At 38.6% G+C, this 23621-nt stretch carries 25 protein-coding genes and 1 other annotated feature; of the genes, 6 read left to right on the top strand and 19 right to left on the bottom strand.

Annotated features, from left to right (window positions below):
* Nucleotides 1-25 precede the first annotated feature (25 nt).
* The 12 genes from FR7_RS09710 to leuS form a co-directional block, all read right to left on the bottom strand.
* Entirely contained in the window at nt 26-1225 is a 1200-nt protein-coding gene (locus FR7_RS09710; protein ID WP_007936520.1) for a MalY/PatB family protein, read from the bottom strand.
* A gap of 73 nt (nt 1226-1298) precedes the next feature.
* Nucleotides 1299-2051 (bottom strand): amino acid ABC transporter ATP-binding protein, encoded by a 753-nt coding sequence (locus FR7_RS09705; RefSeq protein ID WP_007936519.1) that lies wholly within the window; start codon nt 2049-2051, stop codon nt 1299-1301.
* A gap of 52 nt (nt 2052-2103) precedes the next feature.
* The gene (locus FR7_RS09700) at nt 2104-2778 is read right to left on the bottom strand and encodes a DUF1847 domain-containing protein (protein WP_007936518.1); all 675 of its coding nucleotides are present in this window, start codon (nt 2776-2778) and stop codon (nt 2104-2106) included.
* A 246-nt stretch (nt 2779-3024) separates the two neighbouring features.
* Nucleotides 3025-3384 (bottom strand): YezD family protein, encoded by a 360-nt coding sequence (locus tag FR7_RS09695; protein WP_237769514.1) that lies wholly within the window; start codon nt 3382-3384, stop codon nt 3025-3027.
* A gap of 65 nt (nt 3385-3449) precedes the next feature.
* The gene (locus FR7_RS09690; protein WP_007936516.1) at nt 3450-3746 is read right to left on the bottom strand and encodes a DUF2325 domain-containing protein; all 297 of its coding nucleotides are present in this window, start codon (nt 3744-3746) and stop codon (nt 3450-3452) included.
* A gap of 408 nt (nt 3747-4154) precedes the next feature.
* The gene (locus tag FR7_RS09685; RefSeq protein WP_007936515.1) at nt 4155-5162 is read right to left on the bottom strand and encodes an ABC transporter substrate-binding protein; all 1008 of its coding nucleotides are present in this window, start codon (nt 5160-5162) and stop codon (nt 4155-4157) included.
* 13 nt (nt 5163-5175) lie between these two features.
* Entirely contained in the window at nt 5176-5955 is a 780-nt protein-coding gene (locus tag FR7_RS09680; RefSeq protein ID WP_007951260.1) for an ABC transporter ATP-binding protein, read from the bottom strand.
* The gene (locus FR7_RS09675; RefSeq protein ID WP_007936513.1) at nt 5949-6896 is read right to left on the bottom strand and encodes an ABC transporter permease; all 948 of its coding nucleotides are present in this window, start codon (nt 6894-6896) and stop codon (nt 5949-5951) included. The genes FR7_RS09680 and FR7_RS09675 overlap by 7 nt, the downstream gene beginning before the upstream one ends.
* A gap of 313 nt (nt 6897-7209) precedes the next feature.
* A complete protein-coding gene (locus FR7_RS09670; protein WP_007936512.1) occupies nt 7210-7800 on the bottom strand; it encodes a ComEA family DNA-binding protein in 591 nt (196 codons plus the stop codon).
* Between the two features lie 84 nt (nt 7801-7884).
* Nucleotides 7885-9225: a nicotinate phosphoribosyltransferase gene (locus FR7_RS09665; RefSeq protein ID WP_007936511.1), complete on the bottom strand. Its 1341-nt coding sequence runs from the start codon at nt 9223-9225 to the stop codon at nt 7885-7887.
* Nucleotides 9226-9316: 91 nt separating this feature from the next.
* Nucleotides 9317-10228, bottom strand: a complete 912-nt coding sequence (locus tag FR7_RS09660) for an NUDIX hydrolase (RefSeq protein WP_007936510.1) — start codon at nt 10226-10228, stop codon at nt 9317-9319.
* Between the two features lie 331 nt (nt 10229-10559).
* Nucleotides 10560-13040, bottom strand: coding sequence for a leucine--tRNA ligase (gene leuS / locus FR7_RS09655; RefSeq protein ID WP_007936509.1), 2481 nt, complete (start codon nt 13038-13040; stop codon nt 10560-10562).
* A gap of 50 nt (nt 13041-13090) precedes the next feature.
* Nucleotides 13091-13302, bottom strand: a binding site (T-box leader).
* A 111-nt stretch (nt 13303-13413) separates the two neighbouring features.
* On the opposite strand from leuS, the gene FR7_RS09650 reads away from it, so the two are divergent.
* The gene (locus FR7_RS09650) at nt 13414-13806 is read left to right on the top strand and encodes a hypothetical protein (protein ID WP_007936508.1); all 393 of its coding nucleotides are present in this window, start codon (nt 13414-13416) and stop codon (nt 13804-13806) included.
* A 42-nt stretch (nt 13807-13848) separates the two neighbouring features.
* On the opposite strand, the gene FR7_RS09645 is transcribed toward FR7_RS09650, so the two are convergent.
* The 6 genes from FR7_RS09645 to FR7_RS09620 all read right to left on the bottom strand — a co-directional run bounded on the left by FR7_RS09645 (nt 13849) and on the right by FR7_RS09620 (nt 19433).
* Complete coding sequence (locus FR7_RS09645) at nt 13849-15141, bottom strand: homocysteine synthase (protein ID WP_007936507.1); 1293 nt, start codon at nt 15139-15141, stop codon at nt 13849-13851.
* Nucleotides 15142-15201: 60 nt separating this feature from the next.
* Entirely contained in the window at nt 15202-15396 is a 195-nt protein-coding gene (locus FR7_RS09640; protein WP_237715585.1) for a hypothetical protein, read from the bottom strand.
* Nucleotides 15397-15444: 48 nt separating this feature from the next.
* Nucleotides 15445-16332, bottom strand: a complete 888-nt coding sequence (locus FR7_RS09635) for an ABC transporter ATP-binding protein (RefSeq protein ID WP_007936503.1) — start codon at nt 16330-16332, stop codon at nt 15445-15447.
* A gap of 359 nt (nt 16333-16691) precedes the next feature.
* Nucleotides 16692-17813 carry an ISAs1 family transposase gene (locus FR7_RS09630; protein ID WP_007936501.1) on the bottom strand — a complete coding sequence of 374 codons (1122 nt, stop codon included), beginning with the start codon at nt 17811-17813 and terminating at the stop codon, nt 16692-16694.
* 135 nt (nt 17814-17948) lie between these two features.
* Nucleotides 17949-18584, bottom strand: a complete 636-nt coding sequence (locus FR7_RS09625; RefSeq protein ID WP_007936499.1) for a response regulator — start codon at nt 18582-18584, stop codon at nt 17949-17951.
* A gap of 12 nt (nt 18585-18596) precedes the next feature.
* Nucleotides 18597-19433 (bottom strand): sensor histidine kinase, encoded by an 837-nt coding sequence (locus FR7_RS09620; RefSeq protein WP_007936497.1) that lies wholly within the window; start codon nt 19431-19433, stop codon nt 18597-18599.
* Nucleotides 19434-19749: 316 nt separating this feature from the next.
* On the opposite strand from FR7_RS09620, the gene FR7_RS24170 reads away from it, so the two are divergent.
* Genes FR7_RS24170 through FR7_RS09600 form a run of 5 tightly spaced genes read left to right on the top strand, consistent with a single transcriptional unit; the run spans nt 19750 to nt 22343 of the window.
* Nucleotides 19750-19977 carry a hypothetical protein gene (locus tag FR7_RS24170; RefSeq protein ID WP_237714881.1) on the top strand — a complete coding sequence of 76 codons (228 nt, stop codon included), beginning with the start codon at nt 19750-19752 and terminating at the stop codon, nt 19975-19977.
* A 5-nt stretch (nt 19978-19982) separates the two neighbouring features.
* Complete coding sequence (locus tag FR7_RS09610; protein ID WP_007936493.1) at nt 19983-20384, top strand: DUF4418 family protein; 402 nt, start codon at nt 19983-19985, stop codon at nt 20382-20384.
* Between the two features lie 55 nt (nt 20385-20439).
* Nucleotides 20440-21045: an ABC transporter permease gene (locus tag FR7_RS24165; protein WP_007951254.1), complete on the top strand. Its 606-nt coding sequence runs from the start codon at nt 20440-20442 to the stop codon at nt 21043-21045.
* 53 nt (nt 21046-21098) lie between these two features.
* Nucleotides 21099-21638: an ABC transporter permease gene (locus tag FR7_RS24160; protein ID WP_237769513.1), complete on the top strand. Its 540-nt coding sequence runs from the start codon at nt 21099-21101 to the stop codon at nt 21636-21638.
* A gap of 12 nt (nt 21639-21650) precedes the next feature.
* Entirely contained in the window at nt 21651-22343 is a 693-nt protein-coding gene (locus FR7_RS09600) for an ABC transporter ATP-binding protein (RefSeq protein WP_007936489.1), read from the top strand.
* Nucleotides 22344-22555: 212 nt separating this feature from the next.
* On the opposite strand, the gene FR7_RS09595 is transcribed toward FR7_RS09600, so the two are convergent.
* Nucleotides 22556-23596 (bottom strand): ABC transporter substrate-binding protein, encoded by a 1041-nt coding sequence (locus tag FR7_RS09595; RefSeq protein ID WP_007936488.1) that lies wholly within the window; start codon nt 23594-23596, stop codon nt 22556-22558.
* Nucleotides 23597-23621 lie beyond the last annotated feature (25 nt).

Here is a 23621-nt window from a genome sequence, read left to right as displayed (position 1 = left end):
TGTAGTGTTTCTTTTGTCTAGTCTTTTATATTTTTTTGTAGTTCAACAATGCATTTTCAATTCTTGTCAACGCTTCTAGCAAGACACTTCTTTGCGTGGCAATATTAATACGAGCAAATCCTTCACCTTGCGTTCCGAAATTTCTGCCTGCATTTAATCCAACCTTCGCTGTTTGTACAAGAAACTTCTGCAGTTCTTTATCATTTGTAAAATATGCACGGAAATCTAACCACACTAAATAAGTGCCTTCTGGTTTACTTACTTTCACTTCTGGCAACCTGGTTTGAATAAAATCAACTAATGTATCCGCATTTTTTTCAAGGTATATCAGCAATGCATCCAACCAGGCTTCGCCGTCTCTGTAAGCAGCTTCAGTACCAATTCCGCCAAAAACATTATTTCGGCTGATATGCAATTTGGTAATCCAATTTTGAATCAGCCCACGTCTGCGTTTACACGGAACAATTATAAAAGAAAAATTGAGTCCAGCTACATTGAAAGTCTTGCTAGCAGCCATAAAAGTAACACTTTGTTTACATACGGGTGTGCCTAATGAGGCAAAAACAGTATGCTTATGACCTTGAAATACTAAATCATTGTGTATCTCATCTGCCAATACATCAACCTCATATTTTTGGCAAAGTTCATATACCTTTTTCAGCTCTTCTCTGCTCCACACACGACCAACAGGATTATGGGGGCTGCATAATAAAAGCAATTTATTATTTGGCTCTGCTAGTTTCTGCTCTAAGTCCTCAAAGTCGATTTCATAACGACCATTTTTTGAGAGAAGGGGATTTTCAATTACCTTACGATCATTATCTTTAATAGAAGCAAAAAATGGCGGGTACACAGGAGGTTGAATAATAATACCATCGCCTGGTTCTGAAAGTGCAAAAATTGACAGACTTATTGATGGAACAACACCAGGAGCAAGAAGAATCCACTCTTCTTCAATTTCCCAGCCATGACGTTTCTTCGCCCACTCGATTACGGACTGATAAATAGATTTCTCCTGGGTATTGTATGCATAGATTGGATGATTAGCACGTTCTATGATCGCTGTAGACACTGCTTTGGGTGAAGAAAAATCCATATCAGCGATCCAAAGAGGCAGCACATCATTACTGCCAAATACATTCTCCAAAGCATCCCATTTGCGGCTGCCAGTCCCTTGGCGAGGTATTATTTTATCAAAATCAAAAAGTATCTTACGATTTGTCATGTTACCACATCCTCACTGAACATTATGTTGTTCATTTATATAATTAAACAGCAGCAATAACTGTCTTTATTTTTTATATAGAATAATCCGAAACAGGTAAAATTCGTTTTAAAAATTGCTTCGTCCGTTCTTCTTTTGGATGAACAAGGACCTCTTCAGGAGTACCTTGTTCCACAACAACTCCTCCATCCATAAACAATACCTTATCAGCAATATCCCTGGCAAAAGAAATTTCATGAGTTACAACAATCATAGTTAACCCTTCCTTGGCCACTTGTTTCATTACAGCCAGTACTTCCCCAACCAATTCTGGATCTAAAGCAGAGGTCGGCTCATCAAAGAGAATAACTTCCGGATTTAAGGCAAGGGCTCTTGCTATGCCAACCCGCTGTTGCTGCCCTCCTGATAATTCACTGGGATATGCATCATATTTAGCAGCCAATCCCACTTTGTCTAAAATCTTTCGGCTGATCTCTTCTGCTTCTATTTTAGGAATATTTCGGGCAGTGACCAGTCCTTCCATTACATTTTCCAGTGCAGTTTTATTTTTGAACAGATTATATAATTGAAAAACCATTGCAGTATTTCTTCTAAGCTGCAATATTTCCTTTTTAGTAACGGTTTTACAATTAACATGAGTCTCTCCAATTGTAATTTCTCCATCATCTGGATGCTCCAAAAAATTTAGGCACCGTAAAAAAGTTGTCTTGCCAGAGCCACTGGGACCTAATAGCACAACTACCTCACCTTTCTCTACAGTAAGGTCAATTCCTTTTAATACTTGCTGCTTTCCAAATGATTTGCGTACTCCTTTTACTTGTATCATACCACTCCACCTCAAAAGCCATTCACATTTTCTTGAACATACAAAAGCCGAATTATTCTTTCGCTTGCAGTAATTTTCTATAGTACGAGTGAGCCGTATATAAAGCCGCAACTGGATTATGACCTGTGATTCGATCTTTAGTTACAAGAGTAGTAACCAATGCATCAGAGTATTTTATAAATAAAGAATCATGTCCTACACACAAACCAACCACGACATTTAAATCTGTCTTATGGTAATTTAAAATACGAGCTTGCAAGATAGGATTGCACATTGCTTCATGACCGCCAGGTCTTATTTTATGCTCTTCTAATATGCCAATTTCCGTTTTGTCGACAGACCCCACTTTGCAAATGGCACTATAATAATCAAAGCCTCTGGCTGTAAGAATATTGGTAAAGATTTTTGATTCCTCTATCAAACCAGCACAAGTTGCAATACCAATTTTTTTAGCACCAATGCGGTTAGCAAATTCAATAATTTCCTCTACCCTTGTTAACTTGCCATAAAAAAGCCCCTCCACTTGGGCTGATGCTCTAGCAACCACTGCATCCTGTTCATCCCCTTGCAGATACTTTTTAATTTCTTCAATATCATCTGCAATGGAATGCCCATCATTATCTTTAGTCGTCAAACAGAACCCCGGGAATTTCTTGTCCTGGCTCTTACAATTGTAAATACTGCAGTCTGTGCAACTTAAATTCTCTATATCTTTTTTTCTACTCATCTTTATTCCTCCACTTTTACTTTTATCACAATAAAAAAGACTGAAGATGCCTAAAAAGAGCATCTCCAGTCTTCAGTGTGTCTGATCAACCAAGATAATAATGCATCTATACAATTATCAACAACAATAACTTTCTCATTTTATTATACGCTTATAAATGTTGTTGTCAACCATAGCATTAAAAAATCATTACAAAAGTATACCTTCATTATATAAGCTACTAACTCTTAAAAGACTTCGCAGATTTCAGATGCCATCACCATACAGTCCTTCTAGCTCATCAATACGCCTTTTTTCAGTCTTTTCAATTTGTCCTACTTGCCCATTATTCACATGAATGACCAATTGTCCGTATCGTATACTTTGTAAATCAGATAAAATTTTCATTTGCATAGGATGTTTTTTCTTTGTCTTTTCCTTTATTAAAAAACTGCCCTCTCTACTTTTAGCCGAGATCATAAACTTTTCAATTTTATCTATTTTAACAACAAATCCATCTTGTATCATTAAAATTAAGTGACCATGTTGAACGTTTAATAAAAAATGCTCAATAATATCAAACACTTGAGACGGCAATGGTTTAATTGCTCCTCTTAAATTTGCCACATTATTCTTCGCATCGGAACAGGATTGCACTACAAAGACCTCCTTTTTAATAAAACATAGTATAATTATCCTAGTTCTTTTAAATTGAAATCGACTAATTTATCTTGTAATGAACTCCAAGAACGATTTGCGAACACAAGGGGAACCCCTTGGGATTTAGCCAGCTGTTTAATATTTTTCGCTGTAGTATGATTAATATAATCAATAAAGATCACAATTAAAGTTGTTGATAACGGAAACTTAAAGCGTTTTCGATCAGAAACATTTCTACCTGTAACATGATCAATTGCATGAATTCCTAATGTCTGCAATTTTTTTTCGATACTTCCTAAATGATCTGCGCCAACTAGCATAATTGACATTTTCTCACCTCCTTAAAATCAAAAAGACTGGTTTCTTCGTTTTTACGAAAGAAGCCAGCCTCTGGTTATCCAGTCAGCTTAGTAATATAAAAAAAGCTAAAAGAATCTCCGTTATAGAGATGCCTTTAGCCTTCAGTTATCCTGATCAGCAATTATTATGTTTAAAATAGCATAACACAAGAATTAAACTACGTCAACATCTTTTCAACTTATCCAGTATTTTTTCATTACATCTGATATCTAAACGAAGTTCAATATAAGAGAATGTATTATATTCACATCTTTTAGTAAGCAGACAGGTCATAACGAATATAATTAAAGGTCAGAGCTTTCATCAAAAAAGTCTCTGGCCTTTAATTTATTCGATTGCATAGCAGATACAATCATCTTTAAAATCAGGTAATTGAACTATTGAACTACATCTGGTACATCTTTAAATTTAATAAAGCTTTTCTTTTGCAAGGCATCAGCATCGACGTTCTTATCAAGCATGCCAACTTCTTGCAATTGTTTTGCAGTAATACCAAAAGCATCGTATGCTCCACTAACAGATGGAATGAAATTATAGGTTTTTAATACGCTTGCATTGAATGCAGCATCACCTGCAACCCATTTCTTGTCAACCTGAATTTTTGCAGTCTCATCTGGATTCTTCTGTATCCATGCACTTGCTTTTTGCATAGCACGGGTATATTTTGCAGCAACCTCAGGATGCTCGCTTGCTATACTGTCACGAACATAAGCAGAGCAGCAATATTGATCTTTATATGGCGCATTAACTGCAGAATCAACGATACTTTTTAAATCATACTCTTTTTGCGTAATAGAAGCTGTCGGGTCGTTCATTGCAAGTGCATCAACTGCACCATTTTTCAAAGCAAGAGGTAAGTCAGTTGCACTGAATACAATGAATTCCACTTCCATATTCTTTTCACTCACGCCAACACCTGCATCTGCAAGGGCACGTTTTGCAAAAATGATAGGGCTGCTGTTCATGCTAGGAACCCCGATTCGTTTGCCTCTTAAATCTGCAAGGGAATTAATGCCGGAATTGTTAGGAGCAAGCACCTTATCGCATCCTGTATGCAAGCCGGAAGTAATTTTGATTGGCAATCCATTAGAAAGCGGCTGAACCAAACTGGCAAGCAGTCCAAAGCCTGCTTCTGTCTTTCCTGCCGTAACAGCCTCAAAGGCTGTGCCTGGCGCTAGCTTGGTCACATCAACCTTCAAACCTTCTGCTTCAAAAAAGCCTTTCTCAATGGCCATATGCAACGGAGCCTCGCATAGGCTGCCACTATAACCAATCTTTAAAACATAATCATCGCTTTTAACCGCTGCAGGTTTTTCTCCGCAACCTGCAAGTGTCAATACGATTGATACTACAGCGACTAAAATAATTGCAATCTTCTTTTTCATTAACATATCTCCCTTATAAATAATAATTAGGCTCTGTTACAGTCCCTGTAAAATGTAAAATTTCCAGTATTTTTGAACGTAAGCTAAGAAACTCCGGATTGTTCCGCGCCCGCGGTCTTGCAAGCTGTACTTCAATACATCTTTCGATTTTGGCTGGTCTTGGTGTCATGACAATTACGCGGTCGGATAAATAGATCGCTTCATCTACATCATGGGTTACCATGATCATGGTCGTACCTCGCTCCTTCCAAATACGAATGAGTTCATCTTGCATGTTCATTCGCGTAAAAGCGTCAAGAGCTCCAAGAGGCTCATCCAGCAACAGCACTTTAGGATGATTTACTAATGCCCGGGCAAGAGACGCTCTTTGTGCCATGCCACCAGAAAGTTGATGAGGATAGGATCTGCTGAAATCTGATAATCCTACTAAATCAATAAACTTTTGAACTTCCGCATGATTTGCTTTGTATATGTTGCGCGCCTTCAATCCAAATGCAACATTATCATAGACACTCAGCCAAGGAAAAAGCATAGGATCTTGAAATACCAAGCCCCGTTCGTAAGATGGCTTTTTTATTTCTTCATCATCGATATACAGCTTGCCTTCATCAGCACCATTTAAACCGGCAATCAGACGAAGAAGCGTAGATTTCCCGCAGCCAGAAGGGCCAATAAGTGATACAAATTCTCCTGTCTCAATCCTAAGATCAATACCACTTAAGGCAATAACCTCTTCTGCATTTTGTTGTTGGAAGCGTTTCACAACCCCCTCTACTTTAATTTCTCCTACCATTTTATGACTCCCTTCTGCCACACAAGCACATTATCCCGCACTTTAAACAGCAGTGTAATGAGAATCGAGAATGTAACAGCAATTATGATCAGTCCTGCGTAGACATTTGCATAAGCCATCATCTCCTTCTGCCAATTAATGTACCAGCCTATGCCATTTTTAACACCTAACATTTCAGCTGTCATCAATGTGATAAAGGAAGCACACGTTCCATTAAAAAGCCCGATAAACATATGAGGCATAGCGGCAGGAACACCAACCATAAATATTTGATAATACTTTCCCGCTCCCAATGTGCTTGACACTTCAAAATACGCATTGCGAACATTAAAAATACCGCTGCTTGTCATAACAGTTGTCGGAAACCATACTGAAAGGGCAATCAAAAATGCACTGGCCGTAAATGTTGTTGGAAAGCTAATGAGTACTAGTGGAATCCATGCCGTCGCAGGAATTGGCCCCAATATACGGATTAGAGGACTAATCCAATAGTTTGCCGAATTGCTGAATCCTACAGCTATACCTGTAGCAAACCCAGCAATTGCACCAAAAAAATATCCTGTAAAAAGAAGCTTTCCTGAAGAACCGAGACACAAGGCAAGAAAATCCCGGTCTTCTATAATAATGCTTAATATTTTGTCAAGCGTTGGAAAGAAGATCACAGGAAGAAGTCCTAGTTTCTTGGTCACTATATTAATTACATTTAGAAATAAAATTGTTGCGGCAATAAATAAAGATCTGTCTTCAATCCATTCCTTTACTTTTGGATTAAAATATGATAATAATGCAATGATTGTAAAAGCTCCAAGCAAAACCACAAGTAAATACATGAAATAAGGATGTTTTGCAGGCGTATGTTTATCAATATTTCCAACTCCATAATCTACAAGGATTGCCAAAATTGCCGATAATACCGGTAGCCATGCATTTAGCTTTTTCATTACTATCAACCTCCTTTTCTGATTTTATATACCAATTGCATAAAAGATACAATTCGAAAATAATGAATATAATTCTTTGTCATCCTCTGTTCTTTCTTGTCAAAAAGACGACAAAAAAGACCAGAGACGTATAAAAACATCTCTGGTCTTCAGCTCAACTGATCAACCATAATCATTATTTTTTTTAAGATATGTAACTTTATATAGATATTACACCACGATAAATAAGCTGTCAAGTATTTTCATTTAGAATGCTTCGGAAATATTCGGCATTTTCCACACTATCCGGTCCATGCTGAAATTGATCTAATTATCAATTTGTGATTTTTTCTTTCATTTTGTCAAATTTACTTGATCCGATTCCAGGAACATTCTTTAGTTCATCAATACTGGTAAAACTGCCATTTGTTTGGCGATATTCAATGATTCGCTCTGCTAACGCAGGTCCCACACCTGGCAGTGTGTCTAGTTCGCCTTTATCAGCATGATTAATATTGACTTTATTACCTACGTTTGTCTTAGTGGTGCCAGTCGTTGCTGAATGCTCATTGGAAACCGGAAGCTTATCCACTACATGAATATGCATACCGTCTTTGATTCCCTGAGCCAAATTGGTTTTAGCCACATCAGCCTCAGCTGTAAGACCGCCAGCCATCGCTACGATATCAAATACTCTAGAATTAGGAGATGCTTTAAATACACCTGGTTTATGAACAGCACCGCTTATATATACGAAGATCTCATCAGATTGTTCTGGCTGATGAGATTCATTTTTAACTGCAACGCCATCGGAAGATGCTACTTCGGCCACTGTGTTCTTCTGCCAAAAACTATAGAAACTGCCTGCTACAATCAATATCGCCAGCATCACAATAAATAATAACTTATTCCGCTGCTCAACCATCGATATCCCCCCTATTGTAACTTGCCTATTCCTTCGACAAAAACATAGTTTTTCCTTTACAATAGGGATTATTTTTTTATATAATTATTGAATTTTTTCCAAATTAGGATTTTCGCAGACAGAGCGACCAATTTTAGATAGATTGTACCATTGACTATTAATCTTTACACGAACGATATCCGCAGTAAAATCATTATTGGTTTCATCGGAGTTTTCCAGTAAAGAAGAACCAACTCCATAAATGTCCACAGGTACATCCATCTCTTCAAATTCTCTTATTTTTTTTGCATTAAATCCCCCTGTGACACAAATCTTGACTTGTTCACACCACTCTTTGGCAATTGCAGTTTCCTCTTCATTTAGGTCCCACTCATGATAAACGCTGTCAATTGCTTCTCGCAAATTCCAGACAAGTCTCGGTGACACTCCCATATCCTGCTGCTTATTTCCCGTAGGAACAATGGATTTATCCCGCATATTTTTAGAGGTGTCAGGACGTACCCCATATAGCTTATATTTTTCTGCTTCATCAAATTGGCCCTTTTTATAATAAGCAAGGTAGGCAGCAAACATCTTCGTCATTACAGCTTTCGTTTCACCGACACAATCATTATGAAAATCAACTAATACCAATCTGGAAACGATTTTATCAAAAATGCGGGAATACTGCATCATAGTCTCAACGGTATCTCCCAAGAAACAACAAATTGTCGCATGGGCAATGGTTCCTCCACCTTCTCCGCCCCACCAAGTTCCCTGTTCATCTGTACTTACAAATCGAGAATTTTTCTTACTATATTTTTGGTTGTAGGCTTGAATCGCCAATGAATAGGCATATCCATGCAAAGCCTGCATTTTATAGTGAGCAAATCGTGCGGGAAAAAACAAAATATCTTTAGAGCGGCTAGCGACTAATGTATTATATACATTTGTGGCAATTCGAGTTGGCTCAGCAATGACCCCTAAGATCACCGTCTCTAGATTAGCAAAATCCCGGTAACGGCCACGAATTCTAATAACGGGTTGCACACTCAATGGATCTCCATCATACTCAACAAAAGTGCCATCCTGCACTGCTTCAACCTCTAATGTATGGTAGGTATTTACAAAGTTTCCTTCTTCATCAAAGTAACCGGTACACATTTTTATAATTGCTAACGCCTCATCTACCCCAGCGACTAAACTCCATGGTCTTCTGCGAGTAAAAAATTGCATTTCAACTTCTACATCGCCAACCTGCACCATAGAACAATCCACATCTTTTATGTCACTATTGCCGGCAAACGTATACCCTTCCTTTGCCAATGCTTCTAATAAAATTACATTATTACTAAAATATTTATCAGAATACCAGCCTCGCCGAATTTTATCTGCTTCAATTTTAAAAATTTCTGCTGCTAATCTTTCACCATTAAATATAGCCATTTTTTTGCCCCTCTCTCACATTGAATAAAGATACAGACTATTTAAACTCACAAACTATGATTCTTTATTTTCCTTGCAGCGCCTCACTCTGCTATTCTTCTTCATCCTTCCATCGCGGATTAAAAAGATATAACTTGGAAGGTCTAAACTGCTTACCTTCTGATAATAATGCTGTTTTGGTAAGCATTCTTTTAACTTTTTTTCGAAAATAAGCATCTGCTAATTCCCGGCGATATAAAACCTCATATACTTTTTGTAATTCTGTAAGCGTAAATAATTCTGGCATCAAGCTAAAAGCAATGTCCGTATACATTACTTTATTTTTCAACCTATCAAGAGCATACTGTATTACTTTAGCATGTTCAAAAGCTAAGCCATCTTTATTCTCAACATACGTGTTTTCTGTTTTTGAGATATGTCCCTCTACTGTATTTTTTACTATCACATGATCTTTTATGGTAATCTCTTTATTTTCTATTATAATTTCAAAGGTTTGCTCAAGAATATATCCATTTATCGTTGGATGTTTATATTTGCCAATGACATTGCTGCGGACGTTAAACCATCGTACATCTTCTGCATCTTCACCTGATTTTACAGTAAACTTTTTTCGATCTACCAAGGCCATGTAGGATGTACTGATCACCCTTCTATGAAGGTTAGGATAGACTCGCCCCCATGTATAAAGCTGCTCCATATATACATTCTCCAAGTTTGTTTCTTCCTTCAATTCTCTTACAGCAGCTTCATCAATGCTTTCTTCGTAATTAACAAACCCTCCCGGCAAAGACCATTTTCCCTCTTGTGATGCATTGCCATTTGTTTTTAATACATCCCTTTTCTTTTTTACCAAAAGAATTTGCAGTACTTTATCAGGCAGTCGTCTTGGATCTTTATCTTCACTATCAATTGCGCTGAAAATAACCATATCTACCGTATTCGAGGAGTGTATTTGATGATTGCTGCCATCATCTTTAAAAAAACCTTGTTTGGATTCATTCATATCCTTAACCTCCCGCTAATTATCATATCCGATGGAAGCTAAGACCCCACCAGAATCAAGTCTTCGTTAGAAAAAATAGAGTAATTGGCGGTTTCCACTTTAAGATAATTCTTATATCATCATTTTGATATTATCATTTTGATATTATCTTATTAGTATTATTATACATGTCCTTGATTCTCTTGGCAATTTATTTTCAGAAAAGTTTCTTGATTCAATTAAAGGAGATCTGTTTTTAAGAAGCAGTTCCACGTAAATGATATATAGAAATAGTCCGATCGCTATATTCGACCGGACTATTTCTATATCATTACATTCTAAAATAAATTCATTAACGTATTACGATATTAACCAATTTTCCTGCTATGGCAATTACTTTTATCACTTGTTTCTCTTGAAGTAGTGCCTGCACTTTTTCTTGCTCTAATACTTTTTCTTCTAATTCCTTTGACGTAAGTGTGGCAGAAACAACAATTTTTTCCCGCACTTTCCCATTAATCTGTACAACAATTTCTACTTCTTCTAACTTTATAGCCTCCTCATCAAACACAGGCCATATATGTTTATGCACACTACCTTGACCAATAGTTTCACTCCACAATTCTTCTGTGATATGAGGCGCGAAAGGAGCTAACAAGCACAATAAACTTGAAACAAGTTCTCGCACTAACCCAGGATTGACAGCTAGATTCTGATCCTTAGCGGTATACATCGCATTTACTAATTCCATAATAGAGCTAATGGCGGTATTAAAGTTAAAACGATCACCAATATCTTCTGTTACTTTCTTAATCGTTGCATGCAATACACGTCTAAGATTTCGTTCCTCTTTACTAAGAGTGTTATTGTCATATCCCGATTCTTCTCCTGCCATGAACGAAGCATAGTGATCCACAATTCTCCATAGACGTCCAAGGAATCGATAAGAACCTTCTACGCCTTGATCATTCCATTCTAAGTCACGTTCCGGCGGAGCAGCAAATAAAATAAATAATCGAGCTGTATCAGCCCCGTATTTTGCAATAATTTCTTCAGGAGACACGACATTCCCCTTAGACTTAGACATTTTGGAACCATCTTTTATAACCATTCCTTGTGTTAATAGGTTCTTAAATGGCTCATTTACATTTACTAATCCTGCATCTTTAAGCACTTTTGTAAAGAACCTTGAATATAAAAGATGTAGTATCGCATGCTCAATACCACCAATATATTGATCGACAGGTGCCCAATAGTCAGCCTTTGAGGAATCAAAAGGAAGATTTGTATTCTTAGGGTCTGCATAACGCATATAATACCATGAGGAACAAATAAAAGTATCCATCGTATCAGTCTCACGCTTCGCAGGGCCGCCACATTTAGGGCATGTACAATTTACAAACTCTTCTACCTTGGCTAACGGCGAAACCGATCCTGCAGCAAAATTTACATTTTCGGGCAATAAAACAGGTAACTGCTCCTTTGGAACAGGCACACTACCACAGTCAGCACAATTGATAAGAGGAATTGGTGCTCCCCAATAGCGTTGACGAGATACCAGCCAATCACGCAAACGATAATTTACATGACGCTTGCCGTAGCCTTGCTCTTCTAACCACTTTGCAATTGCTACTTTACCTGCTTCACTCTCCATGCCACTAAACTGCCCAGAATTGACCATGATACCATCGCCGCTGTATGCGCCTTCCATCGTGTCTAGTGCCAATTCCTGCCCTTCAGGCTGTACAACGATCTTTTTGGTTAAATTATATTTATTGGCAAATTGCCAGTCTCGTTCATCATGAGCTGGAACACCCATAACTGCCCCAGTACCATATTCCACCAAAACATAATTTGCTACCCAAATTGGCACCTCTTGACCAGTGAAGGGATTTACAGCATAAGCCCCTGTAAATATACCTTCTTTTTCAAATTCACTGGAGGTTCGGCTAATCTCACTCATATTGCGTACTTTATCAACAAATTGACGAATTTCTCCTGCATTGTCTTTACCAGCAATCAGCTTTTCTACTAATTTATGCTCCGGCGCCAAGACTACATAACTTACACCAAAAGCCGTATCATGCCGTGTGGTATATACAGCAATTTTTTCTTCAGAACCTGCCACAGCAAAGCTGAATTCTGCACCTTCACTACGACCAATCCAATTTTCCTGCATCGTTTTAACTCTCTCAGGCCACCCCTTCAGCTCACTAAGATCATTTAAAAGCCGGTCCGCATAGTCTGTAATTTTGAAAAACCACTGTTCTAATTCTTTTTTAACTACGACAGAATCGCAGCGCCAGCAAGCACCATCAATTACTTGCTCATTTGCGAGCACTGTATTACATTCATTACACCAATTCACTGCAGCTTTCTTCTTATAGGCAAGTCCACGCTCTACGAACAATAAGAACAACCATTGAGTCCAACGATAATAATCAGGATGACAGGTTGCCACTTCTCGATCCCAATCATAAGATAAGCCTAGTTCCTGCTGTTGACGCCGCATGTTGGTAATATTTTCCCAGGTCCACTCTGCTGGATGAACACCATGCTTGATCGCCGCATTTTCAGCAGGCATCCCAAAAGAATCCCATCCCATAGGATGAAGTACATTATAACCTTGCATGCTTTTGAATCTCGCAATTACATCACCAATAGAATAGTTGCGAACATGACCCATATGTAAATTGCCGGAAGGATAAGGAAACATTTCTAAAACATAATATTCTGGACGCTGACGATTGAGTTCCGTTTTAAAAGCATTATTTTCAGCCCAGTATTTCTGCCATTTAGATTCAATTTCTTTAGGATTATATCTTTCGTTCATTTAAAATCCTCCTATTTATAAAAAATAAAAAACCGCCCCTTGGCTTATTAGCCAGGGACGAGTTATATACACCCGCGATACCACCCTGATTGACAGCTGTTGCCATCCTCTCAATGATTGTTAACACTAATCAAGCGTCAGCTATTACTAATTCATAGCTGATCCTCCACAGTGAGTTCAGCGGATTTAAGGGCTGGCTCGCATCATCCGCCAACTTTCTGCACCATAAATAAAGCCTACTACTCTGTATCTTAGGACTTAGATAATATTATATCCCACCCTATCTTGAAAGTCAAATTAACACTATTGGTGTCTACTATCTAGTTCTATATTTTTTTTAAATGCATATATTTTTTCTTGGGAGGTGTATTCTATGTATAAACTAATCATAGGAAATATTAGAATTACAGTGTCTGACGATACGATTAGCCATGAACAAGCAACTAGTGCTGCCAGACAGTCCATTTCAGCAGCCCAAGCACAAGGAAAAATGTTATCTCATATTGAAATCAGCAAAGGGGAGACGGGTCTTGAAGTAACCCCTACAGAAAAATCAGGTCATAGAACATCACGTAAAACCATTAAGCAAAGCCTACTTGATGGCATGCACACAGCCATACAAGAAAAATTATACCCTACAGGTACATTCAGCAATAAGGACCTCTGGTATGATGGGGATACCGGGCAAGAGTGGAGCGGCGAAGCCGTGCAAGTTGCCCGCGAGGAAGTCGTTGAGGAATTTGAAAAGTGGATGAAAACAGTATAAAAACAAACCGGTCTCAAACTGAAGAGACCGGTTTATTTTATATTACTGACTTGCAGTAAGGGCTTTATCAAGATAATACAGTAAATCATCTATATCTTCCAGTCCAATGGATAAGCGTATAAGATCCTCTGTAATACCACTCGCTAATTGCTCTTCAGGCAGCAGCTGCTGATGAGTCGTACTAGCTGGATGAATTACCAGAGACTTGGCATCACCAACATTTGCCAGATGAGAAAATAAACCTAAGTTATCAATAAATTTCGTCCCCGCCTCTAAGCCGCCGTGAATACCAAAAGTAAGAATTGCTCCTGCTCCTTTAGGGAAATATTTCTTCCCTAGTTCATAATAGGCGCTGCTTTTTAGTCCAGGATAATTAACCCACTTAACAAGTTTATGCTGTTCCAGGAATTCAGCAACTTTTTGGGCATTGGCAACATGCCGCTCCAGACGTATTGAGAGCGTCTCTAATCCCTGCAAAAATAGGAAGGAATTAAAGGGAGTGGTTGCCGCTCCAATATCACGCAGCAAGGTTACGCGGGCTTTTAAAATATAAGCTGCATTACCAAATTTCTCAGTAAAAGAAAGACCATGGTAACTAGGATCTGGCTCAATTAAACCTGGAAATTTACCATTATCCCAATTAAACTTACCGCCGTCAACAATGATTCCTCCAATGGAAGTTCCATGCCCGCCAATAAATTTAGTCGCAGAATGAACAACAATATCTGCCCCCCATTCTATGGGCCGATTTAAGTAGGGGGTTGCAAAAGTACTATCAATAATTAAAGGAATGTTATTTTCATGAGCTACCTTTGCTACCTTTTCAATATCTAAAATATCAATTTTGGGATTACCAATAATTTCAGCATAGATCGCTTTGGTTTTAGGGGTAATTGCTTGACGAAAATTTTCAGGGTCACCTGGTTCTACAAAAGAAACATGAATACCCAGTTTCGGCAACGTATGATGAAACAAGTTATACGTTCCACCATATATTGCCGTTGATGAAACAATTTCATCTCCTGCCTGAGCAATATTTAGTATAGAATATGTAATAGCCGCCTGCCCGGAGGCAACTGCCAAAGCTCCCACACCGCCTTCTAACGCTGCTACTCTTTCTTCAAAAACCGTCTGAGTCGGGTTTATCATTCTTGTATAGGCGTTACCCAATTCTTCCAATGAAAAAATCCTGGCAGCTCGTTTTGTGTCCCCTAAGACAAAAGATGTACTCTGGTAAATAGGCACGGCTCTCGCGCCTGTTTCTGAATCAGGTATTTGACCGGCATGAAGAGCGACGGTATCAAATCCATGCTTTCGTTCTTCTTTCTCACTCATTCTACTCTCTCCTCTACTTCCCATATAATTACTTTCTTTTCAATATATTGAACGAATAAATCAATTGACAACCCCAGCACCCCAATCAGCATAGCACCAGAAAAAATCCATTAAGAAACCATCGTCCCAAAGTACAACTGCCGCTTTTAATACAGATGACAATGGCGGTAAGAATTGAGGATCAGCCCAGCCCCAGCGCGGCGCTATCTCCCAAAGTGCAAGAAAGGTCAGGAGACCAGAACTTCGGATTATCACGCCGCGGAATTTATTAAAAACTTTTTTCATAAACTACACCTTCACTGCTTATAGTGCTGCTGATGGTGATATAAAATCTGCAATATCCTGATTTTCTGGTTTTACCTTATTTGCGGCAGATGGATCATTCTGCAATAACTCCCAAATTTTATGTCTTGCCCAGCCAAATTCAGCTGAAGAACGTATACCATCTCGCGGTCTTGGCAGATTAATCGTAATAATATCTTTAATTGTACCTGGATTGGCAGTCATTACCGCAACCCGATCAGCTAAAAATACAGCTTCATCAATACCATGAGTAACAAACACAATGGTTTTTTTTGTTTGTTCCCAAATACGCAATAATTCTTCCTGCAGAGTTTCCCTAGTTTGTGCATCTACAGCAGCAAAAGGCTCATCCATCAGCAACACTTCCGGATCATATGCCAGCGCCCTGGCGATGGCTACGCGCTGCTTCATACCGCCTGATAATTCATGGGGATAGCGCTCTTCAAAATTCTTTAATCCAACCAATTCGATATATCGCTGACTAATATCCTTACGATCTTTCTCGGGGATTTTTTTTATTTCCAAACCAAACTCTACGTTTTTCCGTACCGTCCGCCAGGGAAATAACGCATAACCTTGCAATACAATCCCTCGATCTAATGCTGGACCAGTGATTTTTCTATTATCAATGAATATTTCTCCTGAGCTGGGCTTTGCCAATCCAGCAATCATATCGAGAAATGTTGATTTTCCGCAACCGCTTGGTCCTACAATTGCAAGAAATTCTCCCTGTTTTACAGTAAGATCTAATTGTTTAATTGCCTCAAAGTTCGTTAGACTGTCACTATCCTGCTGTTTAATTTTATAAACTTGATGAATATTACGAGCAACAATTTTATCACTTTTTTCCTGCACTGATGTTACAAATGGTATATTATTCTCTGACATGTGTTTTTCACTCCTCATATTTATGGTTTTATATAAAAAAGGTCAAGTTCCTAAATTAGGAACTTGACCTCTACTTTTTTTATAGTCGGGCAAGTGGCTGCTTCTTAATAAAGCAATTTAATTATTAAAAAAAGGCAAAGAATGATTTACCGTATCGTAATCACTTCTTTACCTTCAGCATATACTACTGATCAGCTATATCATTATTGATTTGTCATTATTTGCGTTACAATGCTCCAAACAGATAACCTTAAAATTATTGCAACCCGCAAATTAATTACTGCTAATTGTTACTTTTCTTCTATTATAATGCTTTGCACTGATTTGTCAATATGCTTTTATGATTTCCACACGTCAATCTAATTTAAGGTAAAAAATGTTAAAAATGCGGAAAGGTTTTGGACATCAAACAGATTTCGCTTTAACTGTCCCGAAATAGGTAATTTGCTCTTGGTTTTTGCTTTGTAATCCTTCGCGAGGTTTAACGCGATTTTTCGCATGATATTAAGCGTTTTTTGCACATTCATATCCCATACCCGCGTTTTATCTTCAGCAAAATGTACATCCAACAGCCAGTGCATGGATTCAATGCCCCATTCAAGACGTGCATGATGAAGGAGCGATTCAGCGGTTAGCGGTATACTGGAAATATAGTAGTGCCACTCGCTGGAGAGCTTTCCACCCTTTTCAAATTCGGTGTGAATAGCGCCAATGCTCTGTAGGTTTTTCCAGCTTTCGTGCCCGTCAAGCCAATCAATTTCACAGCATGCGTATGCTGTACGTTTTTCTATGCGTCCGCCGTTTTTTTCGACTTTCACACATTTTTCAAGCTTCTCTTCTTTCACAAAAAGTGCGATGTCCTCTTTGAGTGTTGGCACGTTATCTTTGACAACAAACAGATAGTCTGCTCCGGCAGCAACAACCGCCTCGGCTGACTTATGGTTGCAATGCAAGGCATCCGCTACCACAACCGCACCTTTCACATCAAGCATTTCAATTAGTTCCCGAAACGCCGTGATCTCTCCCGTCTTTGTTCCGCACTCGCGCGAACCAATTACTAATCCGTGTTCCGAGACAATTGCGCTTGCGATGTGCAGAATGCTCCCATCTTTTGTGAGTTTATCGGTTGAACGGATTGTTTTTCCGTCTATCGCAACAGTCTTTCCGCTTATGTTTCCATGCAGAACGATTTGCATCCATTTGATGAAGGATTCATTGAATGTTTTGGAATCTACATAGGACAAAATATTATAAAATTGGGCTCTGGACGGAATTTTTTTTATTCCAAAGAACTCCTCTAAGAATCTATGCGCCGGAGCGGACAAAGACCATTCATGAATATCATCAATAGTTTGCAAGCTACACAGCATTCCACATATTAGGATTGTTAGAATATCGCTGACACGATACCAGTATCCTTTGTGTTCCGATTCTCTTTCCACTTCCAGCATTGTTCTTTGCAATTCGTTTAAAATATCCATTTTCTTCACCCCAAAGAAAATTTTACTATTCCTCTGGGCTTTTGAAAAGCATTTTTTAAATTAGATTGACGTGATGATTTCCATTATAAATGCAACAATCTAAGTTATCAGTTTATTTTTATTCACAATTCCCGACTATGATATCAAGCCATTTTTATAAGCAAAAGCAATGAGCTGCATACGATTTTGTAAATGAAGCTTATCTAAAATATTACGCAAATGATTTTTGACAGTACTCTCTGTAATGAAAAGTACTTTCCCTATCTCTTTATTTCCTAGACCCTGACTAACTAATTGAAGTACTTCCTTTTCTCTTTCTGATAATTTACTCCCTGATGCATCCGTCTTTTGAATCGAAAATTCCTGGAGTATTTTACTAGCAACTTCTCGGGAAATAGGTGCTTCTCCCTGAACAATACTGATAATATAATCTAACCAGTATTCAGGCTCCATATTTTTTAATAAATACCCCTGAGCCCCCTTCTTTATAGCCTCAAAAAAATCCTGTACATCATCAGATACACTTAAAATTACAATTTTTACATATGGCATTTCTTCCTTAATCAGCCTTGTAGCTTCTAAACCACTGCCACCAGGCATTCGAATATCCATCAAAATAAGGTCTGGCATCAGCTCTTTTGCTTTTGCTAAAGCTTCTTGACCATTCGTTGCTTCCCCGATAATCTCAAACATGGCATGAGATGAAAGGATACTGATAATACCTTTTCGGGATAATAAATGATCATCTACCACTAACACCTTAATCGTCATTCACTTAGCCTCCTATTTTAGTTCCAAGCTAACAGTTACCGTAGTTCCCTTGCCTGAAATACTTTCTATCTGCAGTGTAGCATCAATTGCACAAGCAGCATCTTTTAGCATTTTATAACCAAAGGACATTTTATTGGGGTTTAATTCTTCTTTAGGAAACCCCTTTCCATGATCACAAATGATCATGGAAAATTGATGCTCATCCTCTAGCAAACTGACATCCACTTGCTTCGCTTCAGCATGCTTACGAATATTAAATAAAAGTTCCTGAAAAATACGAAACAACTGGGATTTTACATAGTTACTTAACCTACTATTGCCATTACCCTTTATCATTAGGTCCACATTTATATTATTTTGCTCTTTATAAACATTAATATAGGTTTGGATAACGTCCACTAAATTAATATTCTCATGAGTCACTTTCTGCAATGCAAAGATATGCTGCCGTATATCTGCATCGGTAAATTTAATGGCCTCCTGCAATTCTTTTACTTCTGTTAGAGGCTGACGTTGCTGCTTAAGAGCAGTACCAATCTCCAGCACCTTAACATTCATAAAAAATAAAGCTTGAGAAACACTATCATGTAATTCCCGAGCAATTCTGTCTCGCTCTTGCAAAACAGCCCTCTCTTCTTGTCCCTTTTGCAGTTTATAATAAAGACTTTCCAATAGAGAAAAAATACCATGAAAATAGATATAAAACAATAGTCCAGTCACAACAGCAACCAGTAGATTTCCCCAGCTCATCGAAATAAAATCCAAGAAATAATGCCGTACAAATTCAAATACACCAATGAAGAGAGTGGTACATAATGCAGAGATCCATTTCATTCTTTTCATATTCATACATTTACTCCATAACAAAAATCATTACATATTTCATTTAAAACTTAATAGGAAAATTCAATTTTGTCAATAATAATCTTTCTCATTAGTATTTTTAGTAATGAATAGTACTTTAGGACAGTAGACAATGATACTGTTTTCAATCATAATAAGAAAAAGGTATGATATAATGACACTACAACATAATCTATTTACACGACTGATTGGTATAACCAAAGGTCAGATTAATTTTTCTGCGGAAATTTTGATCTGGCCTTTTCTTATTTTACAGCTTGATGTTTATATTTTTTTAAATTATAAAGGAGGGAATATAATCATGACAGTACAAAAGTTTTTGGCCATCGCATTTTTGATATTCTTGCTGGGAATTGGGATTCTATACACTGGAGTAAACCGCGTACCCTTTCGCAACAGCAAAAATCACGAGCATCACCAGTCTAATTTATTAACTGATGATGCCGCCCTTAACAGCAGCAGAGATATCTTGATTACAATGCGAACGAGCAACATTAACATGATACCAGAAAATGAAAAAAGGAGTTGATTAAAATGAAAAAGTATAAGCTACTATCCTGGATTGCAGTCTTCATCAGTCTCTTTTTACTGATTTTGCCGAGACTTGTACCGATTTGCGATGGACTTACGAAGACTGGCAGCCCAATGACCTGCCATTATACTTATCAGGCAGAATTCATTATCACGTTGTTAGCTGTTATTGTTTCTGCTGCATTGCTGGTATTGCGTACAAACGAAGCCCGCTTATTAGCTGGATTTATCATTATATTGCTGGGAATTAGCAGTATCCTTCTGCCCCAATCCTGGGCTATCGGCATTTGTGAAAATGGTTCTTGTTTAAAAACCACCTTTTTCCTTACTATTGGCGCCGCCCTACTGGCTGTAACAGGGACGGGAATTGTCTGGACTGCTTGGGGCAGCAGCAAGGATAGCTAACCTTATAGCTTATTTACATTATTCAATCAAAGGATTGCTGAGAGGAGAAAAGATTTTGCTATTACTTATTTGGAAAAGCTTACTGCATCGTAGGCTGCAAAGCCTAACCATCGTTGGCTCTATCGCCGTTGGCGCAGCTATTGTCTTTAGCATCTTAGCTGTTTATAACGGAGTTTCGTCAGGCATGGAGCTTTCCAAACAGCGTATGGGGGCGGACATCGTTATTGTCCCCTTTGGTGAGACGCTAGAACCCAGCCTGCTTTTATTTGGAGGAGCTACGGCTAATTCTTATATGCCAAAAGAACTAGTAGATGGCGTACGGGCTGTTAAGGGGGTACATGCGATTACACCTCAATTCTTCACCCATTCTTTATCAGCAGATTGCCATGATATTGGAACAAAAAACCGCATGATTGGATATGACCCTGCCAGCGATTGGATTCTTGCTCCCTGGCTAAAGAAGGTGCACAAAACCGAACTTAAAGATGATGAAGTAATTTTAGGTGCAAAAGTACCGGTTTGGGCTCAAAATAAAATTTCTATATTAGGTAAGTGGTACAACATTATTGCCATCGCCGAAGAAACGGGAACGACTCTTGACTACTCTTTGTTAGTCAGCATGAACGAGGCTAGAAGGGTGTATCTAGTGATGGAACATTAAAAAAAGTTTGGGACAAGATGGGCCCTCCTTCTGGTCTCATTTCCACTATTTTGGTGAAAGTTGATGATGATGCCAATATTGATAAAGTAGTCAGTGATATTCAAGAAGTTGGACTCATGAAGCCGATTGTCGCTGCTGAAGTAAAAAAACGTATTGCGGACCAATTTACCGTTTTCGCCATATTAATCGGTGGTATTGGATCTTTAACTGTATTGACCTCTTTGTTGCATCTGTTTTCCCGCTTTTATACCTTGACATGGGAACGTCAAGCAGAGTGGGGACTTTATCTGGCCTTTGGCGCAACAGGACGGGATATCGGATTGGTGATTGTCGGCGAAGCGGCAGTCGTATCCTTAACAGGCTCAATCATCGGCTTATTATTAGGTAGTGGATTATATAAAGGGAGCTTAACATTATTAGAAGCCTATCAATCCTTTCCCTTTGTTCATCCTTCATGGGGGTTTCTTGCCAGCATTGCAATTGGAATTATCATAGTGTTCACTGGATTAGGAGCTTTAGCTGCCTGGCTGCCTGCATATCAGGGCAGTCGCATTGACCCCAGCACGGTTATGACCCGTGGAGAATTTGATTGATGGAGGACAAATATGAATACTCTACTAGAACTCCGTAATATTGAAAAGAAATATGGCGATGATGTTATTTTATCAAAGGTTTCCTTTACTCTGGCGAAAGGAACTGCAATTGCTATTATTGGACACTCTGGCGGCGGTAAAACCACGCTGTTATCGATTATGGGACTGCTGCAGCAGGCAACTTCCGGCAATGTACTGGTAGATGCTATTGATATTGGGGGATTGGATTCTTATCAACTAGCCAAACTGCGAGGACAGTATCTTGGCTTTGTCTTTCAAAGAGCTCGTTTGATCAACTCTCTTACTGCCCTAGAAAATGTCATGGCACCTGCGTGGTTTATTAGAAGAGGCGCTAACATGGAACAACAGGCTAAAGACTTGCTGGAACGCTTCGGTTTAAGCCATCGTTTGGATCATAAACCACAAGAACTTAGTCTTGGTCAATTACGACGAATTTCCCTCGCTCGCGCTCTGCTGCTTAAACCCCCTATATTGCTTGCAGATGAGCCAACCAATGACCTTGATCCGGCCCTGGTCAAAGAGGTAGCAGAGTGCCTGCTTACGGCACGTACAGAAGGAGCAGGAGTCGTCATCGTTACCCATGACCCTAATTTGGCAAATCAGGCTGATCAAACCTTTCGTCTAGAAGATGGAACACTAAAACCATCATATACGATAACGCCGCATCTTAAAAAAACTTTTTGAACCGCGAAGACGCTAAGAATAGATCGAATCTAAAGACTGAAATATTCATAAGATTCCTTTGCGTTCTTTGCATTTCTTCGCGACCTTCGCGGTTCAATGTTTTTTTATACTTTCTTACAAAGAAAAACCTTCTGTGGAAGAATGCTAATCACATTCTTCCACAGAAGGTTTGTTTATTTTTTACAAGTTAGAGAAAATATTGTTTTCGCTACCTAATTATCAAAGGTATGAATAACCATATCCGAAGGTTTAATTTTTCCTTTAGGAAGCACACCTGTTTTTTCTAAGTCTGCAAGCCAAGGATCAATCTCCGACTCTACTATTTTAGTATCCGTAGCATAATAGTGAGTAGCATTAACGGGTACATGGATCCAGTCTTCTGTCATTTTCCGTGCTTCTTCCGGATGATCATTCGCCCATTTTTGCCCTTTGGCAATCGCTCTGGCAAATTTCTTAATAATATCTGGATGTTTTTCAATAAAATCAGTGGTGAAATAATAATAACCAATACCGCCTGCTACACCTACACCAGCATCCAAGCTATCGGCAATTTTAACCATACCCGCATCTTCCATTGATTTATAAAAAGGAGGATGCACACCCGCTACTGTTACGAGGCCCTGCTTTAAAGCCTGCACAGCCTGAATATCAGGCATCGTCACCCATTCAATTTTACTTCTAGGAACATTGTTTTTATCAGCAATACTATTGCCTAAAAAGTCAGAGCATTGATTTGGCGTTATTAATGAAAATTTGACCTGCCCTGGTATCTTATTTAAGTCTGCAAAAGTATGAATGTCAGGAGTTACATTGGGATTGATATACCAGTTCATGTGACGAAGCTTCGGATCTTGATCCGGCGTCGGATCGATACCTGCTCGCACAACTCCTTTTATTTTAGCGCCTCCAGCTATAGCAACCGCAAGATTATTGGGATGAGCACTGCTTACATCATTCGAACCATTCAAGATGGATGGAATAATTTGATTGGGCTGGGTATCACCAGTGTAAATGACTTGTAAACCTTCTTCTTTAAAAAAGCCCAATTGGTCGGTTACAACCCATGGAGTAGAACTGCAAGCGGTCTGAGAAACCGTGCGAATCGGATACAATCCGCCATCAGCGGCGGCGGCAGATTCCTTACCAGCGGCAGCATGCTTATTACCCAGATTAGCACCGTAAGCAACAAGTCCTACCACAGCTAAACTTAAAACACCTGCAATAATTTTTTTAATCGTCTTTTTATCAGCCATTTATATTGCCTCCTTTTATAGAACA

Origin of the sequence: Pelosinus fermentans DSM 17108 (genome assembly GCF_000271485.2) — a bacterium.
GTDB lineage: Bacteria > Bacillota > Negativicutes > DSM-13327 > DSM-13327 > Pelosinus > Pelosinus fermentans.
The sequence above is the reverse complement of the archived record's forward strand: the minus strand, read 5'-3'. Positions and strand labels throughout refer to the sequence as shown.

Bases quoted from the DNA above. Each gene is read 5' to 3' on its own strand.
- FR7_RS09710 (WP_007936520.1), bottom strand. From the start codon at position 1,225: ATGACAAATCGTAAGATACTTTTTGATTTTGATAAAATAATACCTCGC.
- FR7_RS09705 (WP_007936519.1), bottom strand. From the start codon at position 2,051: ATGATACAAGTAAAAGGAGTACGCAAATCATTTGGAAAGCAGCAAGTA.
- FR7_RS09700 (WP_007936518.1), bottom strand. From the start codon at position 2,778: ATGAGTAGAAAAAAAGATATAGAGAATTTAAGTTGCACAGACTGCAGT.
- FR7_RS09690 (WP_007936516.1), bottom strand. From the start codon at position 3,746: ATGTCAATTATGCTAGTTGGCGCAGATCATTTAGGAAGTATCGAAAAA.
- FR7_RS09685 (WP_007936515.1), bottom strand. From the start codon at position 5,162: ATGAAAAAGAAGATTGCAATTATTTTAGTCGCTGTAGTATCAATCGTA.
- FR7_RS09680 (WP_007951260.1), bottom strand. From the start codon at position 5,955: ATGGTAGGAGAAATTAAAGTAGAGGGGGTTGTGAAACGCTTCCAACAA.
- FR7_RS09675 (WP_007936513.1), bottom strand. From the start codon at position 6,896: ATGAAAAAGCTAAATGCATGGCTACCGGTATTATCGGCAATTTTGGCA.
- FR7_RS09670 (WP_007936512.1), bottom strand. From the start codon at position 7,800: ATGGTTGAGCAGCGGAATAAGTTATTATTTATTGTGATGCTGGCGATA.
- FR7_RS09665 (WP_007936511.1), bottom strand. From the start codon at position 9,225: ATGGCTATATTTAATGGTGAAAGATTAGCAGCAGAAATTTTTAAAATT.
- FR7_RS09660 (WP_007936510.1), bottom strand. From the start codon at position 10,228: ATGAATGAATCCAAACAAGGTTTTTTTAAAGATGATGGCAGCAATCAT.
- leuS (WP_007936509.1), bottom strand. From the start codon at position 13,040: ATGAACGAAAGATATAATCCTAAAGAAATTGAATCTAAATGGCAGAAA.
- FR7_RS09650 (WP_007936508.1), top strand. From the start codon at position 13,414: ATGTATAAACTAATCATAGGAAATATTAGAATTACAGTGTCTGACGAT.
- FR7_RS09645 (WP_007936507.1), bottom strand. From the start codon at position 15,141: ATGAGTGAGAAAGAAGAACGAAAGCATGGATTTGATACCGTCGCTCTT.
- FR7_RS09635 (WP_007936503.1), bottom strand. From the start codon at position 16,332: ATGTCAGAGAATAATATACCATTTGTAACATCAGTGCAGGAAAAAAGT.
- FR7_RS09630 (WP_007936501.1), bottom strand. From the start codon at position 17,813: ATGGATATTTTAAACGAATTGCAAAGAACAATGCTGGAAGTGGAAAGA.
- FR7_RS09625 (WP_007936499.1), bottom strand. From the start codon at position 18,584: ATGACGATTAAGGTGTTAGTGGTAGATGATCATTTATTATCCCGAAAA.
- FR7_RS09620 (WP_007936497.1), bottom strand. From the start codon at position 19,433: ATGAATATGAAAAGAATGAAATGGATCTCTGCATTATGTACCACTCTC.
- FR7_RS24170 (WP_237714881.1), top strand. From the start codon at position 19,750: ATGACAGTACAAAAGTTTTTGGCCATCGCATTTTTGATATTCTTGCTG.
- FR7_RS09610 (WP_007936493.1), top strand. From the start codon at position 19,983: ATGAAAAAGTATAAGCTACTATCCTGGATTGCAGTCTTCATCAGTCTC.
- FR7_RS09600 (WP_007936489.1), top strand. From the start codon at position 21,651: ATGAATACTCTACTAGAACTCCGTAATATTGAAAAGAAATATGGCGAT.
- FR7_RS09595 (WP_007936488.1), bottom strand. From the start codon at position 23,596: ATGGCTGATAAAAAGACGATTAAAAAAATTATTGCAGGTGTTTTAAGT.